Here is a 15,732-nt window from a genome sequence, read left to right as displayed (position 1 = left end):
CTTGAACGGTCAACGGCGAACCATGTTTTAGAGCGCTCAGCGGGTTCATCGCTTTTAAGCGTACAGCGGAACTTCAGGCGTACAGCGGCTCTTTCAGAGAACGGTGAACCGCAACGGACAACTATTTCTTCTGCTTGCAACTGACAATATGAAACTTGGAACTGCTTCTTAGGAAGTATGAAGCTGAACAGCAAGCAAAAAAGGGGAGTGATCTCCCCTCTGGTGGAGCCGAGGGGATTCGAACCCCCGGCCTCCGCCTTGCGAAGGCGGCGCGCTCCCAGCTGTGCTACGGCCCCACATAAGAATGATTATAGCCTGAATCATCCAGGAATTCAATCAGTCGCGAAGACAAAAAGGGCTACGCAAGGTTCATGAAGCCCCTACTATTCCCCTCCAAGTCATGAACACCCATACTCTCCGCAACAACTGGCTGAAAACCGAGAGCCTAAGTCAAATTAGGAGATTCCGAACCTTCGGAACTCACGCTCGAGCAGTTTCACTTCTGATGGGCGATTGATTTCGAGAGAATCAACGCGCTGTGCATTTTGTGTTAGCTGCTTACAGGCTCGACGGAATAGCTATGAGCTCGCCGAACTTGAAGAGGCTAAGATCATTTGAGTGGCATGCCTTGATTATATAGGCCGTATCAATTCCATGGCTCGTTCCTCCGGCTGTGACTACCCACTGGTCGGTTCTGATCATTCCCGCATCTGCAGCCATGATCGCTATCTCAACTGCGACCTTCGTTCCCTGGCCGAAAAGGCGGAGCGCCGTAGCAAATACTTGAGGCGGATAGGCACCTCCTGCAGACTTCACGAATGCTCCGTCGATCCCTCTGAAAAGGTGGGTAGCGGTCAGAATAGAGTGCCTCGTTCCGGTATACAGTTTTTTTACTTCTTGGTCGAATTCGTCTCCATCTGGTTCTCTAAAACCGACACTATGAGTAACAATTGTCAGCTTGATGGGATCGGGGACGGTCTCATAAGCCAGCTTTGCAACCCGCCCGCTGGTCGACGGCAAAACAACGTCCTTTATACCGGCTTCTGCCGATCGCTCGAAAATCATTTTGAGAAGAGTTATTGTCGTCTCTTCGTCACTCTTTGCGAAATACATGGTCAAGGGTGTATCACTCCTTTATCACTGTTTTCACGGCTCTGCGAATGATGTCGTCATCTACTAGATAGGGGAGAGTGATCTGCTCATTCCCCACTCTCTCTCTGTTGAAATCCGCAGCCACAGAAAGAGCGTTTTCGTTTCTCGCCCAGGCTCTTCTGGCAACTCCGCTCATCACATCCCAGGGTATCGACGTCTTAATAATTTCGTCCACTCTCTCGCTTCCGTCGAGAACGAGTCCGAATCCTCCGTTTATGGCCTTTCCAATTCCCACTCCACCTCCGTTGTGAAGTGCGACCAGGCTCATGCCTCTTGCGGCGTTTCCTGCGAAGCATTGGGTAGCCATATCCGCCATTATATTGCTTCCGTCTTTGATATTCGATGTCTCTCTGAAAGGGGAGTCTGTCCCTCCGGTGTCGTGATGGTCTCTGCCTATCATTACCGGTCCTATCTCTCCACCTCTTACCATTTCATTGAACTTCAAAGCGATATCGCGTCTGCCCTTGGCATCTTGATAAAGTATTCTTGCCTGAGTACCGACGACCAGCTTGTTTCTGTCGGCATCTCTAATCCAGATGTAATTGTCTCTGTCCTGACCACGACGATCTGGATCTATGCAGCTCATTGCGGCCGCATCGGTCTTGAGCAGATCCTCTTTCTTTCCACTCAGGCAGACCCATCGAAACGGGCCGTATCCGTAGTCGAAAAGCATGGGCCCCATTATATCCTCAACGTAGGAGGGGAAGATGAATCCCTCCGAGGTATCGTTACCGTTCCTAGAAATCTCTTTGGCTCCGGCATCGTATACTGCCTTCATGAACGAGTTGCCATAATCGAAGAAGTACGTTCCCCTTTCGACGAGCAGCTTTATGAAATCAAAATGCCTAATCAGTGATTTGTCGACCAGCTCCCCGAATCTCTTCTTGTCGTTACTGAGTAGCTCTGTCCTCTCTTCAAAGGTCAGACCCTGGGGGCAGTAACCCCCATCGTACGGAGCGTGGCAGGACGTCTGATCGGAAAGCAATTCTATGTGAATGTTGTTCTTGACCGCATATTCAAGCAGATCAACAATATTTCCGAAGAAGGCGATCGCAAGGCTCTCTTTCTTCTCAGCCTTTTCCTTTGCCAGGGCGAAGGCGCTCGATGGATCATCGACTATTTCGTCGATCCAGCCCTGATCAAGTCTAGTCTGAATCCTCGATCGATCTACTTCGGCGATTATTCCCACTCCGCCGGCTATCTTCACTGCCTTTCCCTGAGCACCGCTCATTCCGCCGAGCCCCGAGGAGACGAAAAGGTGTCCGCGGAGATCGCCGTCATCCGGGATACCAAGCTTCTGCCTTCCCGCGTTAAGGATTGTATTGAAGGTTCCGTGAACTATTCCCTGTGGCCCTATGTACATCCAGCCTCCAGCCGTCATCTGTCCATAGTTGGCTACACCCAGCGCCTGGGCTCTTATCCACTGCTCCTGGTCGTCGAACATCCCGATCATGAGCGCATTGGTGATTATCACCCTGGGACTGGTCTTCTTTGACCTGAATAGGCCAAGCGGATGGCCAGACATAACGACAAGTGTCTGTTCGTCGCTTAGCTCTTCTAGATATCTCTTTATGAGCCTGTACTGCATCCAGTTCTGGCATACCTGTCCGGTCTCCCCGTAAGTCACCAACTCGTAGGGATAGAGAGCCACATCGAAGTCGAGGTTGTTGTCGATCATTACCTGAAAGGCCCTTCCTTCAATGCACTTTCCTCTGTATTGGTCGATCGGTCTGCCTTTTATTTCGCCTTGAGGCCGATACCTGTATCCGTAAATTCTCCCCGTTGAGCGCAGCTCTTCGAGGAACTCGGGCGCAAGCCTTTCGTGAAGTCTTGTTGGAATGTAACGCAGCGCGTTTCTCAGGGCCAGTTCGATCTCGTTAGGCGAGAGGTTCAGCTCTCTCTTGGGCGCTCTCCTGACCCCCGGCTGGAAGACTGGATCGGGCGGCAAAGTCTCATCTAGTTTGATTTCCATTGATTCGTAGATGTCTCTTTCGGAAAGCACAATGAAACCTCCTTCTCTTCATGTATTCAGTTGCTCACTTCTCGATCATCACTTCTACACGCTAATTGGTTCCGTATCCCCCAGTGATTGAGTCTCTGAAAGGCTCCCAACGCGCCGGTATAAATCTGAACAGCACAAAGGCAGCACCTAAGAAAATCAGTATGACCAGAGGAATCCACTCTGCAGCCGTGCTTACATTGAGCTTTGAGACTACGTTATAGGATATGATCTGACCGAGAGCAACAGCAAGGGCCATTAATAGTATATCAACAATGAGATTGTGGTGGATGAAGAGCGTGTAGAAGTAGAAACCTCCGAGGATTGTGGCATACATCACGTAGATGCCGAGAGTCTTTCTCACAATCAGCGCGGGTACTGGCACCTCCTTGCAAAAGAACAACTCCACTGCGAGCAGAATAAGCCCCGGCACGAAGAGCATTTTCAGGTGCTCCCAAATGCTCTCCTTAACCGGAGAGATCAAGCCTACGATTGCATTACCTTCGCTCCATCCGTAGACCATATGGAGGAGCACCCCAAAAAAGAATACGAAGAAGAAACCCAGTACTTCCAAAGGAAAAAAGCTGATTCTGCCCACTTGAATCACCTCTTTAATCGACTACCAGACATAGCCCTCCGTTATCTTCGATCTGGCAATCCTGAGTTTCCTGGGAATATCTATTCCATATGGACAACGCTCGACACAGATGCCGCAATCGTTGCAACTGTCAACGCCGGGAACGAGAGACTTATACTCAGCGATCCCCTGCTCCTCGCTTCCAAACCAGTGGGCGAGTCTGTCTCTCAAAGCGTAATCCGCAGCACTTATGATCTTGCCATCCAGCATCTGTCTATCGTAACGTCCTTCGGCGAGGAAGAACCCGGGAATGTTGATCCCCTCAGGGCAGGGCAGACACTTCATGCACTGTCTACAAATGTAATTCCCTAGTTCGGGCGCCTCTGCAAAGAGATGGTCGAGTTCGGCCGCAGTGAACGGCCTTTTCTCAATCAGCGTGAGATCCTCTTCCAGCTGCTCGAGGGTGTTAATTCCGCTCACAATACAAGAAACGGGGAGCGTCATTGTGTACCTGAAGGCGTCCTCAACGCTTTTCCAGAGATACCCGTCGGCCAGCGCCTTCATCGCGATTATTCCTATATTGTTGCAAACGGAGAAAGGGATTACCTTCGTTTCAATCTCGGGAAAGTTGAACCTATCGTAGTAGTTCATTTGAGTCATGAATAGATCGAAAGGATATTCTTTTAGTGCCTTCAAAAGCGTACCGCCGTAACCGTGGCACGTAATTCCTGCGTACCGCACAAGCCCTTCGCTCTTTGCCCACTCCACGGTCTTGAGTGCGCCGTTCGGCGAAGTGATCGCCTCCCAGTCGCGGCTTTTCGTTACTGCGTGAAGAAACAGGATATCTATATGATCCCTTCCAAGAGCTTTGAGTGTCGCAAGAAGATCGCTTCTTGAAGACTCCTCATCTCTGCCGCCCGTCTTGGAAGCCACGATCACCCCGTCCTTGGGCAATGCTTCCGATAGCTTGCGCTCGGAGACCCCATCGCCGTACGATCTTGCTGTTTCGAAGTAATTTCCTCCGGCCTCGAGATAGCGATCCACTATCTTTCTCACTTCTTTCAGTTCAATCTCGAGAAGATGGAAGCCTCCCAACCCCAGAAGGGAGATCTGTAAATCTGTCTTGCCAAGTCTTCGATACTCCATAATCACACCCCCGATTCCATGTTACTACGCACTTACCCGATTCCCGACTTCTTGTACATTCTCACTTTAGGGGATCATCTATTTTAGATAAGTGAAACACAGAAAAAAGCTCGTCTAAATCGACAATGGAATTGAACTCACAATAGAGAATTTCTGTCATAACAATACGAACAAGACTTCTTCTTTACCACCCGGCCCGGATATTCTCCGGGCTTTTTTTCGCTTTTTGCTCGAGTTTCTTAATCAACCAAGAAATTTGAACCTTATCACATCAGTAGAAGCGAGCACACTTACTTTTTCCCCTTGATTTCGCCTGTTAGCATATCGATTACTTCTTCTCTATCGGCTGTAAAGATTATCCGATCGCTCTCTCGTACAGTCTTGACGAGACCGCATGCAACCAGAGCAGAAAAGGTCTCCGTCAACTCGGCGTTCGAGAGTTTCATCTTGCGAGAAAGCTCGTAGCCTGTGAGGCGTTCCCCGAAGAGAGAGTTCAGCAATCTTATTCGATTGGAGTTTGAAAGGGCCCCGTATCTTCTCGAAGCATTGGCAACCGGATCACCCTCGAGAAGGGAACTCACATAATTGTAACCGATCAAGAAGACATCGTTCTTAGCACGGGGGTGAAGGATTCCTCTCTGCGCGTTCTTTATAAAGTAAGAGAGAACGAGAACCATCTTCCTTTCCTCTTCAAGTTCTTCATTGTGCATGATGTCTGTCAGTTTCAAGAGATGATCGTTTCCGAAGGTAGAGAGATTCCTTTGGAGATTCTCCCGACTTTCCTTCAACCTCTTCTCATCGTAGGGGGAGCTTGAATGCATGTGTTCTTCGTACCACTGCAAGAGGTGAAGGTAGTCTTCCTTCATCTTTTCCGGATCCGATATGAAGTCGAGCGTGACCGCTTTCTGTTGAGGTGTAAGAACAACCTTTTCAGCAAGGAGGACGAGTGACCCCTTTTGGTTTTCCAGTATTCTGTCTACAATTCCTTCATCGTACCCGACAGATCTCGGTCCTAAGCCAATCAACAAGAAATCCTTTATCATGTCTTTTGGAGAGATGGAGGCGATTCGCTGCAACAGAACTTGCACACTTTCAAAGCTTTCTTCAGACATAATGGGCTTATCCTCATTCCAAGCGGTGCCTTCCAGTCGAAGTAAAGACTCATCTTCTCGAAAATCGTCTCCGGCAGTTTCTTCTTGGTAGTCCTTAGCCATTCGACAAGCTCTCCCACAGGGCGATAGCCCGGAGGCAGTTCCGCAAAGTGCTTTGCCAGTCTCTAGTTATTTGTTAGACGATATATGCTCGGCAAGAGATCAAAGGCCCTTCCGAAGCGTGTCTTGACTCTCTCAAGCGCATTCAAAGTCTCTTCACCTCCCCAGAAGATGAATCTTAGATGACCTTTTATCCTAAGACGCCCCTTTCTAGTCCCGAAAAGGTCGGTGAACGTCTTTACTTCATTTCGCTGATTATGCCAATTCCCTGAGGTCCCAGATGAGTACCGATTATCGGCTCAATAATTCCACTTTCGATTTCTGCTTCGGGAGCCTCGACACGGAGCATCTTCTCCAAAGTTGCGGCATCTTCCTTTCTCCAGATCGTCAGCACTCTCGCTCTTCGGAGATTCTCGGGCTGGATCTCCTTGAAGGTGTGACTAACCAAACTTTCAAGCAGTTTCTTGTTCCCCCTGACGTTTTCGACGGGCTTGAGTTCGCCTTCGTCCACCTTGATTACCGGCTTCATCTTAAGCAGATTGCCCACTAGAGCCTTCGCTTTCCCTATTCGTCCGCCTTTCTGCAAATAACTCAGATCATCTGTCGAAAAGAAGGTTCTCGTCTTCTTGTGAAAGTATGAAGCATATTCGACCAGCTCCTGGATCGATGCTCCGTTCTTTATCATGTCCCCCAGGTTCTTCACCAGCATTCCAGGGCCATCCGCAACCAACAGGGAATCAATTACGTGAATCGGCTGATCGAAGTCCCTTGCAGCGATATTCGCCGAGACGCTCGTTCCGCTAAGCTTCCCGGACAGAACAGGTACAATCAAAGCGTCGTATGTCTTGAGAGCGTCTTCGAAAGCAACAATGAAGTCTTGCGGAGAAGGCTGAGAGGTACTCGGCAACTCCGCAGCCGATCCTAACTCCTCGTAATACTCCTCAAGGTTCAGATCAGTCGCTTTTGTGTATTTCCCGCTTCTGTTGATATAAAGAGACACGATTCTAACGTCTAGTGCCTTGATGTCTTCATCTGACAAGTTGCAGGTGTTGTCGGTTACCAAACCTATTTTCATATCGCCAACCTCCTTTACCGGATTATGCTACAATTATAGCTTTTCTGACTAAACCTAGCGAGAAATCTCTTGAGTAGATTTAGTTATGATGCATTACGGAAATCGGAAGTCAATAGGACTAAACGTTAGCTTCCGCATGAAGCAACCGTAACATTTGCCAAGTAAACGGGAAACGAAGTAATTCGCGCGAGAGTTTGGATTATGATAAACTGATTGAAAATGATTTGATGAAGGGAGCTCAACATGTCAGAATTCGAGATCAGAGGCGTGGTAGAAGGATTCTATGGTGTTCCTTGGTCTATGAAGGCGAGAAAGGCGATGCTGAGGTTTCTAGGAGAGCATCGTTACAATTTATACATTTACGCTCCAAAAGACGATGAACTCCATAGAAGAAGGTGGCGAGAGCAATACAGCGAGGAGTTCAAGAAAGACTTCGCGGAGTTGGTTGCCGAGGGGCTGTCATGCGGTGTTTCGGTTGTCTTTGCTATCAGTCCGGGTCTTGGAGTGAGGTATTCCAGCGATTCAGACATCGAAACCTTGGTCGCAAAACTGGAAGATATAGCAGGCACAGGAGTAAGATCATTTGCAATCTTCTACGATGATATTCCGGAAACGCTCGTACACGAAGAAGATGAAGAGGCATTCGGTTCTCTTGCTGAAGCTCAGGCCCATTTCGCAAACACAGTCTACTCTATCCTTAAGGCGAAAGTCGAAAACCTCTCAAGGTTCATTGTCTGTCCTACTCAATATCAAGGGCGCAAGGCAACAGATTACATGAAGACTCTTGGAGAAGCTCTGGATGGCGACATATCTATTATGTGGACAGGACCGGAGGTGTGTTCGGAGAGGCTCTCGCTTGAGGATTCCATGCTTGCCGAAGAGGCCTTCCAGAGAAAACCATTATACTGGGACAACTACCCTGTGAACGACGCCTCTATGGTCCCCGAACTGCATGTGGGGCCCTATGAGGGAAGAGACCCCGGCATCGTTGAACACTCGGAAGGGATAGTCTTAAACCCGATGAATCAACCTATTGCATCGAAAATCGCGCTTGCATCGGCTGCAGAATTCCTCAATAATCCCACTGAATACGATGTAGAAAGGTCTTGGGTTAGCGCCATTTCGGAAGTCGCCCCTGGATGTTCGAAGGAGATGGAGCTGTTCTGCGAGTACAATCTTCTCAGTCCGATACACAGAGATCATTCCAGAAGAATCGTGGAGCTTCACCACAAACTGAATCGACTAGTCGGTGAAAAGAGATGGGTCGAAGTTCAAGAGCTTCTTTCAGATGAAGCCGAAATGATCATTCAATCTGCAGAGACCTTGAAAGAGAAGCTTTCAGAAGAGTTGTCTAGAGAGGTCGGCCCGTGGCTGAAGGAGTTCTCTCTTTGGGGAAGACTGATGGGAAAGATTGCTGAACTGATCTTCTCTGCCGACATTACTTTTGAAACGATTGAGGAAGTCAGAGACCTCTGTGATGAAGTGGAGTCGATACTAGTTGATCTTGTAAGAGCCGAAACAATTACGGCAGGTGTACTCTTCAGGGATCTAGCTCAGGAAATTCTTATCAGAACAAAGGGTTATCTGACACTGCTGATCGGCTAGTGTTCACCACACCAAAAGTTCGCTGAATGAAGACATATTGATTACTGAGATAGTCCATCTTGAGACAAGGAGCTGAGCAAATTGAAGTTAGTAAGAAAGGAAGAGTTGAACCCGAAGTGTCCCCACTGCGAATCGGAACTTCCTGAGATATTCTTTAAACAAAAGGGACCTGGACTCTTGTTGAGTAAGACTGTGGTCTATTTCTGTCCTTACTGCCACAAGGTCTTGGGCATAGGAAGAAGCAACATCGGCTAGTGCTTTTGATGGCCGGGCTCTGAAGAAGTAGGCGGAAGAGAAAAACCTTCTAGAAGAGAGCTCTCTTGCTCTTTGAATCGCCAGGAATTTCTCTGAAGGCTCTTCCGGAGATTTGTCTACATAGAAATCGGCGCCAGATTTATAATCTGGATTTAATGTATTTATTATTCCGTTTTGCGAAACAATCTCTGATAGTTTACTTTGCGTATTGTATAAATTTTATTTCTGAGAGAGGTGTATGCATCAGTTGGCATTTATCCGTAACATGATGTATAATATTTTATCTATCAGAGGGGAGAGTTAGGGATTGGCGTCGAATGTTGAAGGCACATATTCGGTGGTGACCGTCAGGGATTTCGGAAAGGCCTGGCGAAGACGTACTGCGCGGATTCTGCTTAAGAAATCTGTGGTTAGCGAGATGGAACTAGAAAGCATCACTCGCGATGTGTGGGAGTCTTCGGGGCAGGATGTCGACGAGATGATTACTGTCTTCTACTTGCCCGGGATGGATACGAACTCCGTAGCGTACAGCTTCGGCTCCTGTATGAAGGACGGAGTAGCGAAAATCAGCTATCGGTAAATCGTTACTCTACGTCTCGCTTGTAAACTATCTTCCCTGCCCTATACTCCTCATATCTCGCAAGAATGAAAAGAAGATCTGAAAGTCTGTTAACGTACTTCACAATCACGCTGTCAACATGCTCGTGTTTAGAAAGCGTCAGTATTCTTCTTTCGGCCCTTCTTGCCACAGTCCTGCAGATGTCAAGTTTGGATGACGCAATGGTGCTTCCGGGGATAACGAAACCATCAAGTCTCACCACTGATTCATATTTGTGAATCATTCCGGTGAGTTTCTGAACATCACTCTCTTCAATGGGCTCAACATATTTGACATCTCTTGAAGCCAATTGACCGGTAACTCTAAAGAGGAACCTTTGAATCGAAACGATTTGGTCAGCAACCTCTTCGCTGACATGGTGTTTCGCTTCGCCTAGAAAGGAACTGAGTTCATCTATTGTTCCATATGCTTCGACGCGGTGACTATCTTTATCTATTCTCTCGCCGCTCCAGAGGCTTGTTTCTCCTCCATCACCGCTTCCAGTGCTTATACTCAACTCACAAACCTCCATTTCAAGACAACGTTCTTGAGCCTATGCCTCTATGAAGCACCTTCAACTGAGCTCGATCTAGCGTTCATGCTTCCATGAGTATGAGTACGGACCCTTCACCGTGATCTGGTCCATCAGCTTCTCGTACTCCTTTCTAACTCTTTTGGGGGCATTAGCCTTGAGTTTCCAGCTGGTTCCAGCTTCTTGCAGATAATTCTCGTCGATCTCGACCCAGTCGTCAAACCACTTTGGTTTCTTTACCTCCAAGGCGCACCTCCTCTGTGCTACAAAAAACTATCAGCAAATTGCTCAAAGAGAATTGCTCGAAGGTTCCAATTCCAAGAGATCGTCTATCTTGAATCGGACTCTGAATGGATCATAAATATCTTATCTATCGTTCTCTTGTTATATTAACATATAGTTTTCCTATTAGATAATAACTAGAACAATACTCAAAACTACTGGTCTTCTCGTGATGTTCTTTTGTTTATTGTGGTTCCCGCTACGTAACCGGTCGAGAAGGCGGCCTGGAGATTGTAACCCCCCGTCTCTCCATCGAAGTCGAGAATTTCTCCCGCAAAGAAGAGATTCGGAACGATTCTTGATTCCATTGTCTTCGGGTTCACTTCGGATAACTGAACCCCCCCTCTTGTGACCATGGCCTGCGAAAACCCGCCTACGCTTTCGATCTCAAAACTCATTTCAAAGAGACTGGATATCAGCTTCTTTCTTTCCTCTTTCTTCAATTCGGAACACAATCGCTCGGTTATTCCATTCATCTCCAGGATCTTATCCAGCAATCTTTCGGGAAGACCCAGGTCATGGAGCGATGTCTTCAAGAGCTTCTTTCCCTCTTCAGCCGCCAATTTTAAGATTCTCCTTTCAAGCTCTTCGCGAGTTATTCCACTGAAGTTGACTCGAATTTCATCTCCTCGCTCGGCCTCTCTTGAAAGGTGCAGAATAGCAGGTCCAGAAAGCCCTTCGTGAGTGATCAACAAGTCCTCAGTCCGGCTACTCGTTTTCTTTGAATCCCTCCACAGGGAGACATCGACCGCTTTCAGAGAGACGCCGGCAAGGTCCCCAAACTCGAAATCCTTTATAGAAACTGATGTCAATGCAGGCCTTGGCTCGACTATGCTATGACCGAGCGCCGAGGCGATAGAGTATCCATCCCCCGATGAGCCTGTGCCCTCGTAGCTTCTGCCTCCGGTAGCAAGCACCAGATAGTCGGCACCCAGCTCTCCTTTGTGAGAAGAGACAACAAATCCGCCCGGTGTTCGTCGAGCTATTCCTTTGACGCGGCAATTGTAAAGTATCCGTATCCCTTGCTTTTCACACTCGGCAAGCAACACTTCCAGAACATCTCTTGCAGAGTAAGTTGAGGGAAAGACCTTGCCATCCTCTCTTACAAACAGCTTAAGTCCTCTCTCTTCAAAGAAGTTCATCAGCTTGCTCGAGTCAAAGGTCATCAATGCCGGTTTAAGAAATCTTCCCGAGCCAAAGTATCTGTCGAGCATCGCCCTTGTCGGCTCGGCGTTAGTAAGATTGCATTGGCCTCCGCCGGAAATTAGCAGCTTCTTTCCGGGGGTATTCGTTTTCTCAATCACCGTTACATTTCTACCCATTGTTGTGCAGTTTATGGCTGCGAAGAGTCCGGCAGGACCGGCTCCTACTATCACAATATCTCTCATGAGATTTCCTCCCGCTTTGCAAGCAGCCCTATATCAAAATCGAAAGCCATTTCGAGAAATACTGCAGTTCAACTTCTCTTAAAAAGCATCTTCATTCTCGTAGATATCGCCTTAAGTTCGCTCCTGGCACTGAAAAAGAACAGGCAGGAGAAGAGCGCGTTCCCGAAAACCAGCCAGATCAAGGTACTGGTATTCAGCCTTAGAAAGGCGACGACAATGAAAACACCCGCCGAAAGGCCCAATAGCCTCAGTATTCTCTTCACCGGCATGAATTTAACGCCCTCTCTTCCTATTAGCCAAACATATATTATGGTAGCGTTGAGTACGACGAGAGATGTACTCGCTGCTATTCCCGCATGTTCAAGCGGCTTGAGCATAAGCCAGTCAAACAACGCGTTCAGAAAGATCGAAAAGACGGATACGATCGTTATGGCCTTCACTTTCTTTCTTGCAGTGAAATAACTTGTGCACGTATGCGAAATCGGTGAGAGGATTATCAAAGCCCCATACCCAATAAGCGCCATGCTTACAAGACTTGTCGAGTCGGCGTCGAACTGTCCGCGCTGATAGATTATCCTCACTAGGGGTTCCGCCATCATGATTATCCATGCCGCCAGAGGCAGCGAGATATTCAATGACGTTGTGACGGTCTTTCTCAATCGTTCCTGCACCTTCTTCTTGTCACCGGAAACGACAAATTCGGAAAGCTCCGTATAGGCTGTCATCTGGAAGGCGGCGATCATGAAAGTAATCAGGCCCAGAAGAGTGTGAGCATATTGCAGCGAAGCGACACGTCCGGGCGGAAGGAGCGAAACAAAGGCTTTGTCAACCATGTTGTTGATGACTCCGAGACTCCCCGAAAAGATCAGAGGCAAACTCAGGTATAGCGTCTCTACTATAGACGTTCCCTTTCCGATTCTCAGAGAGAACAGGTCTCTTGATTGGACCAGATACGCTATCACGGTGAAGGTGTTGCCGAGAATCCAGGCCAGTATGTAGGAGGCTTCCGAGAGAAAGGGAGCGGTCAAGAATATCACTGGAATCGCGATAATGTTGAAAAAGAGCTGCGAGAAGCCGAACTGGATGAACCTCCTGTTTGACTTCAGCACGGCGCCTAGTATGCTTTCTAGTCCGCCGATCAACGGGTATATTGATAGATATCTCAACTTTCTTGCGGCATAAGCGACGACTTCACCCGAAAAACCCGGAGCGAAAAGTCTTATAACAAGGTCCGGAATCACCAGAAAGACTATCCCCATAGAGAGAAAGACCAGAGAACCCGATATAAGAACCGCTCCGGCGTATCTCTTTGATCTCTCAGGGTCTTCATTCCTTATAGAGTGGTATACAGGCACGAAAATGGCGGCAAAAGCTCCGGCAATTATCCCTGAAAGGGTCGTTGCAGGCGTCATTGCAACAAAGACCGCATCGAGATTTGCGGACGTCCCGAAGAGACCGGCGACAAGCATTTCCCTGAAAAAACCCATGCCCTTCGAGATTATAGAAAAGGTAAGGATCGCTATAGTGCCTACGGCAACCGATGTTGACCTGGAAATTCTTCTCATCATGCCTCCTGTCTTACACTGTATAATTTACCATAGGTGTTATCTGTCTTTCCTTTCTGCGATGGTAAACTTAATGATGAGTATCCAAATTCGGAGATTGGTTCTTTTAGTCGCTTCGTGTATCTTGTTCACAGTGGGATGTACCAGGCTGATTCCCGCCAAACCTGGGCATAAGGTTTTGTTGCTGCATCCTGGCGACAACTCCTTCATCGTCTCCAGAGGAGTGACAGTATTCTTCTATGGAGTCAGTGAGAAGGAGACCATCGTTTACGAAGTGCAGAGCGTATCGGAACGAACGATCCAGGTTGTCTTCCACGAAAGCAGCGGTTCAATTCCCGGGCCGGTATTCGAACTTTCTCACGGCGAATTCGACCTGGACGATGATCAGATCTTGATGATCCAGCCGCTCCTCAGCGCGACTTCCTTCGCCCCGGCAGGAGAGGAGTTTCAGGTACAGTGCAGCATAGATTCCTTCTCCACGTTCGTTCGATTCACAAAAGTGCCTTACTGCCTGTTGATATCAAAGGCAGATGCCCTCTACACAGCACAACATCTGCCCGGAAAGTACCTGCTCGAAGGCGATCTACTCTATCATATCGGACCGAACTGGATCCCTTCACACTCGGCAGTATATCTCGGTGTCGACTATGCCACGGCAATGACAGATGAAGGTCTGGGTCTAAACGACGGAAAGACATTTGGAGAATCCTACCCGTTCTTGACACACGGATACAATCTCGTCGAGGAGGGTGTCTTTGTCTTCCCCAACGATATTGAAAACCACTCTTTTGTGAATCTCTTCAACTACGACACGTACGAATCGCGATGGCTTAAATACTGGTCTTCCGGTTTTACAGGTGCGATGAGATACTCCGGAGATATAACCCCGCTCGAACGGAGACAAATATCCAGATACATATTTGAGGAGGCCAACCACGGGGCGATGTGGTCTGTAGGCCTCGCCTGGTCTGGCTACTTGAATCTTCCCTTCACAAAACGAGATATCTATTCATGCGTCGGCCTAGTTGAAAAGGCCTACGAAAGTGCAGGAAGAAACATCGTTCCATTATGGGAAGACTTGTTTTACTTAAACTCATTTGAGCAGTTCTCGAGAACCATTCCCGTGCCGGAAATCACATCTCCTGTTGGTGAATTGATTGAGTTTAGGGTAAATGCACTGATCGCAGAGTGGCGATTTGTGGGATATGACAAATGGTCCTTCTCCGATCACGCATGGATCTGGAGATCGACGAACGGAGTCGAGCTTCAGTCAGAAGCAGGCACTCTCCTCGACAAGCACGATCACTGCATCTTCCGCTGGACTCCACAAGAAGTGGGCGATTATGAGATTCCCTTCAGATTCTTCGGCGAATTTGGCGAAAAGACGATCGAAAAGGTCCACACACTCACGATTCATGTAGTTGGCGAGTGATAGAAGTTTCTGCGGACGCATTGCTGCCTTCGGCGGGACGCAAGGCGCCGAGGAACACCGGCGGACGCAAGGCTGGCGAAGATCATGCCGGGACGCAAGGCTGGCAAAGATCATGCCAGGTCGCAATGCCCGCTTCGCGGGGATGAAAAACCGCTCTGAGATCAGACGCAAGGCTGCCTTCGGCAGGAGGCGAGGCCGACTTCGTCGGGAAGTGATGCTGGGAAGTACATCCCAGGAAGTGATGCCCGGAAGAGCATCCGGGGAAGTGATGCTGCTTCGCAGGAAGCCTCTCAGGTCAACCGTCAACGGTCCACCGTTCTCCGAGTAAACCCTTCCTCCGATAAGATCAATCGAGAAAGAGCGTTGTCGAGAGGTTCGCTGCGCTCACGAGAGAAGAGAGAAGAACCAGTCATTGGTCAAATGAGACGCAAGGCGCCGAGGAACACCGGCGGACGCAAGGCTGGCAAAGATCATGCCAGGTCGCAATGCCCGCTTCGCAAGGAAGATCTTCAGTGCCAGTCTACTGACGCAGGCCAGTCACCACAAGCAGTGGCGAGAAATACTATAAGAACACCAAACCCGTTTCGCGAGGCCAGTCCGGCTTGCGCCGGGTAAACAAAGACCATTGAGAAAGAGCGTTGCCGAGAGGTTCGCTTCGCTCACGAGAGAAGAGAGAAGAACCAGTCATTGGTCAAATGAGACGCAAGGCCGATTTCATCGTAAAGTGATGCCACCTTCGGTGGGAAGTGATGCGCCGAAGAACATCGGCGGAAGTGATGCTGCTTTGCAGGAGGCAACAAAGCCCGCTTTTCGCTGAGCGCTGAACGCTGGAAGACCAAAATCAGGTGGTCGTTGTCGGTTCTCAGACAGGAGAATAGAGAGTGGGTTATTAGGTACGGGTTAAGCACTTCGGGT

15 protein-coding genes and 1 tRNA gene are annotated in these 15,732 nt (G+C 48.6%); 4 read left to right on the top strand and 12 right to left on the bottom strand.

All coding sequences use genetic code 11. The features are described 5' to 3' along the window. Nucleotides 1-220: 220 nt before the first annotated feature. The 7 genes from B3157_RS12765 to B3157_RS12735 form a co-directional block, all read right to left on the bottom strand. Nucleotides 221-296, bottom strand: a tRNA-Ala gene (locus tag B3157_RS12765). 262 nt (nt 297-558) lie between these two features. Beyond that, the gene (locus tag B3157_RS12760) at nt 559-1,113 is read right to left on the bottom strand and encodes a pyruvate kinase alpha/beta domain-containing protein (protein ID WP_292590824.1); all 555 of its coding nucleotides are present in this window, start codon (nt 1,111-1,113) and stop codon (nt 559-561) included. 13 nt (nt 1,114-1,126) lie between these two features. Beyond that, on the bottom strand, nt 1,127-3,124 hold the full coding sequence (locus B3157_RS12755; RefSeq protein ID WP_414674295.1) for a urocanate hydratase: 1,998 nt from the start codon (nt 3,122-3,124) through the stop codon (nt 1,127-1,129). Nucleotides 3,125-3,215: 91 nt separating this feature from the next. After that, nucleotides 3,216-3,749: a DUF6512 family protein gene (locus tag B3157_RS12750; RefSeq protein WP_292590822.1), complete on the bottom strand. Its 534-nt coding sequence runs from the start codon at nt 3,747-3,749 to the stop codon at nt 3,216-3,218. 21 nt (nt 3,750-3,770) lie between these two features. Continuing rightward, entirely contained in the window at nt 3,771-4,874 is a 1,104-nt protein-coding gene (locus B3157_RS12745; protein WP_292590820.1) for an aldo/keto reductase, read from the bottom strand. 290 nt (nt 4,875-5,164) lie between these two features. Next, complete coding sequence (locus tag B3157_RS12740) at nt 5,165-6,088, bottom strand: winged helix-turn-helix domain-containing protein (RefSeq protein ID WP_214060536.1); 924 nt, start codon at nt 6,086-6,088, stop codon at nt 5,165-5,167. Between the two features lie 235 nt (nt 6,089-6,323). Then, nucleotides 6,324-7,160 carry a DegV family protein gene (locus tag B3157_RS12735; RefSeq protein ID WP_099829430.1) on the bottom strand — a complete coding sequence of 279 codons (837 nt, stop codon included), beginning with the start codon at nt 7,158-7,160 and terminating at the stop codon, nt 6,324-6,326. A gap of 243 nt (nt 7,161-7,403) precedes the next feature. Between B3157_RS12735 and B3157_RS12730 the strand changes: the two genes are divergently transcribed. The 3 genes from B3157_RS12730 to B3157_RS12720 all read left to right on the top strand — a co-directional run bounded on the left by B3157_RS12730 (nt 7,404) and on the right by B3157_RS12720 (nt 9,600). Beyond that, entirely contained in the window at nt 7,404-8,765 is a 1,362-nt protein-coding gene (locus B3157_RS12730; protein WP_292590817.1) for a protein O-GlcNAcase, read from the top strand. A gap of 81 nt (nt 8,766-8,846) precedes the next feature. Beyond that, nucleotides 8,847-9,020, top strand: a complete 174-nt coding sequence (locus B3157_RS12725; RefSeq protein WP_292590815.1) for a hypothetical protein — start codon at nt 8,847-8,849, stop codon at nt 9,018-9,020. Between the two features lie 307 nt (nt 9,021-9,327). Then, on the top strand, nt 9,328-9,600 hold the full coding sequence (locus B3157_RS12720) for a hypothetical protein (protein ID WP_214061151.1): 273 nt from the start codon (nt 9,328-9,330) through the stop codon (nt 9,598-9,600). 4 nt (nt 9,601-9,604) lie between these two features. Here B3157_RS12720 and B3157_RS12715 read toward each other — a convergent pair whose 3' ends face one another. The 4 genes from B3157_RS12715 to murJ all read right to left on the bottom strand — a co-directional run bounded on the left by B3157_RS12715 (nt 9,605) and on the right by murJ (nt 13,388). Next, nucleotides 9,605-10,135: a cob(I)yrinic acid a,c-diamide adenosyltransferase gene (locus B3157_RS12715; RefSeq protein ID WP_214061152.1), complete on the bottom strand. Its 531-nt coding sequence runs from the start codon at nt 10,133-10,135 to the stop codon at nt 9,605-9,607. Between the two features lie 72 nt (nt 10,136-10,207). Beyond that, nucleotides 10,208-10,396 carry a hypothetical protein gene (locus tag B3157_RS12710; RefSeq protein ID WP_099829426.1) on the bottom strand — a complete coding sequence of 63 codons (189 nt, stop codon included), beginning with the start codon at nt 10,394-10,396 and terminating at the stop codon, nt 10,208-10,210. Nucleotides 10,397-10,587: 191 nt separating this feature from the next. After that, nucleotides 10,588-11,820, bottom strand: a complete 1,233-nt coding sequence (locus B3157_RS12705) for an NAD(P)/FAD-dependent oxidoreductase (RefSeq protein ID WP_292590811.1) — start codon at nt 11,818-11,820, stop codon at nt 10,588-10,590. Nucleotides 11,821-11,888: 68 nt separating this feature from the next. Next, the gene (gene murJ / locus B3157_RS12700) at nt 11,889-13,388 is read right to left on the bottom strand and encodes a murein biosynthesis integral membrane protein MurJ (RefSeq protein WP_292590809.1); all 1,500 of its coding nucleotides are present in this window, start codon (nt 13,386-13,388) and stop codon (nt 11,889-11,891) included. Between the two features lie 178 nt (nt 13,389-13,566). On the opposite strand from murJ, the gene B3157_RS12695 reads away from it, so the two are divergent. Next, nucleotides 13,567-14,817: a hypothetical protein gene (locus B3157_RS12695; protein WP_292590807.1), complete on the top strand. Its 1,251-nt coding sequence runs from the start codon at nt 13,567-13,569 to the stop codon at nt 14,815-14,817. Between the two features lie 659 nt (nt 14,818-15,476). Here the strand turns inward: B3157_RS12695 and B3157_RS12690 are convergent. Beyond that, on the bottom strand, nt 15,477-15,732 hold a 256-nt coding region (locus B3157_RS12690), incomplete at its 5' end, for a hypothetical protein (protein ID WP_292590806.1).

Source organism: Mesotoga sp. UBA5557 (assembly GCF_002425715.1).
Lineage (GTDB): Bacteria > Thermotogota > Thermotogae > Petrotogales > Kosmotogaceae > Mesotoga.
The sequence above is the reverse complement of the archived record's forward strand: the minus strand, read 5'-3'. Positions and strand labels throughout refer to the sequence as shown.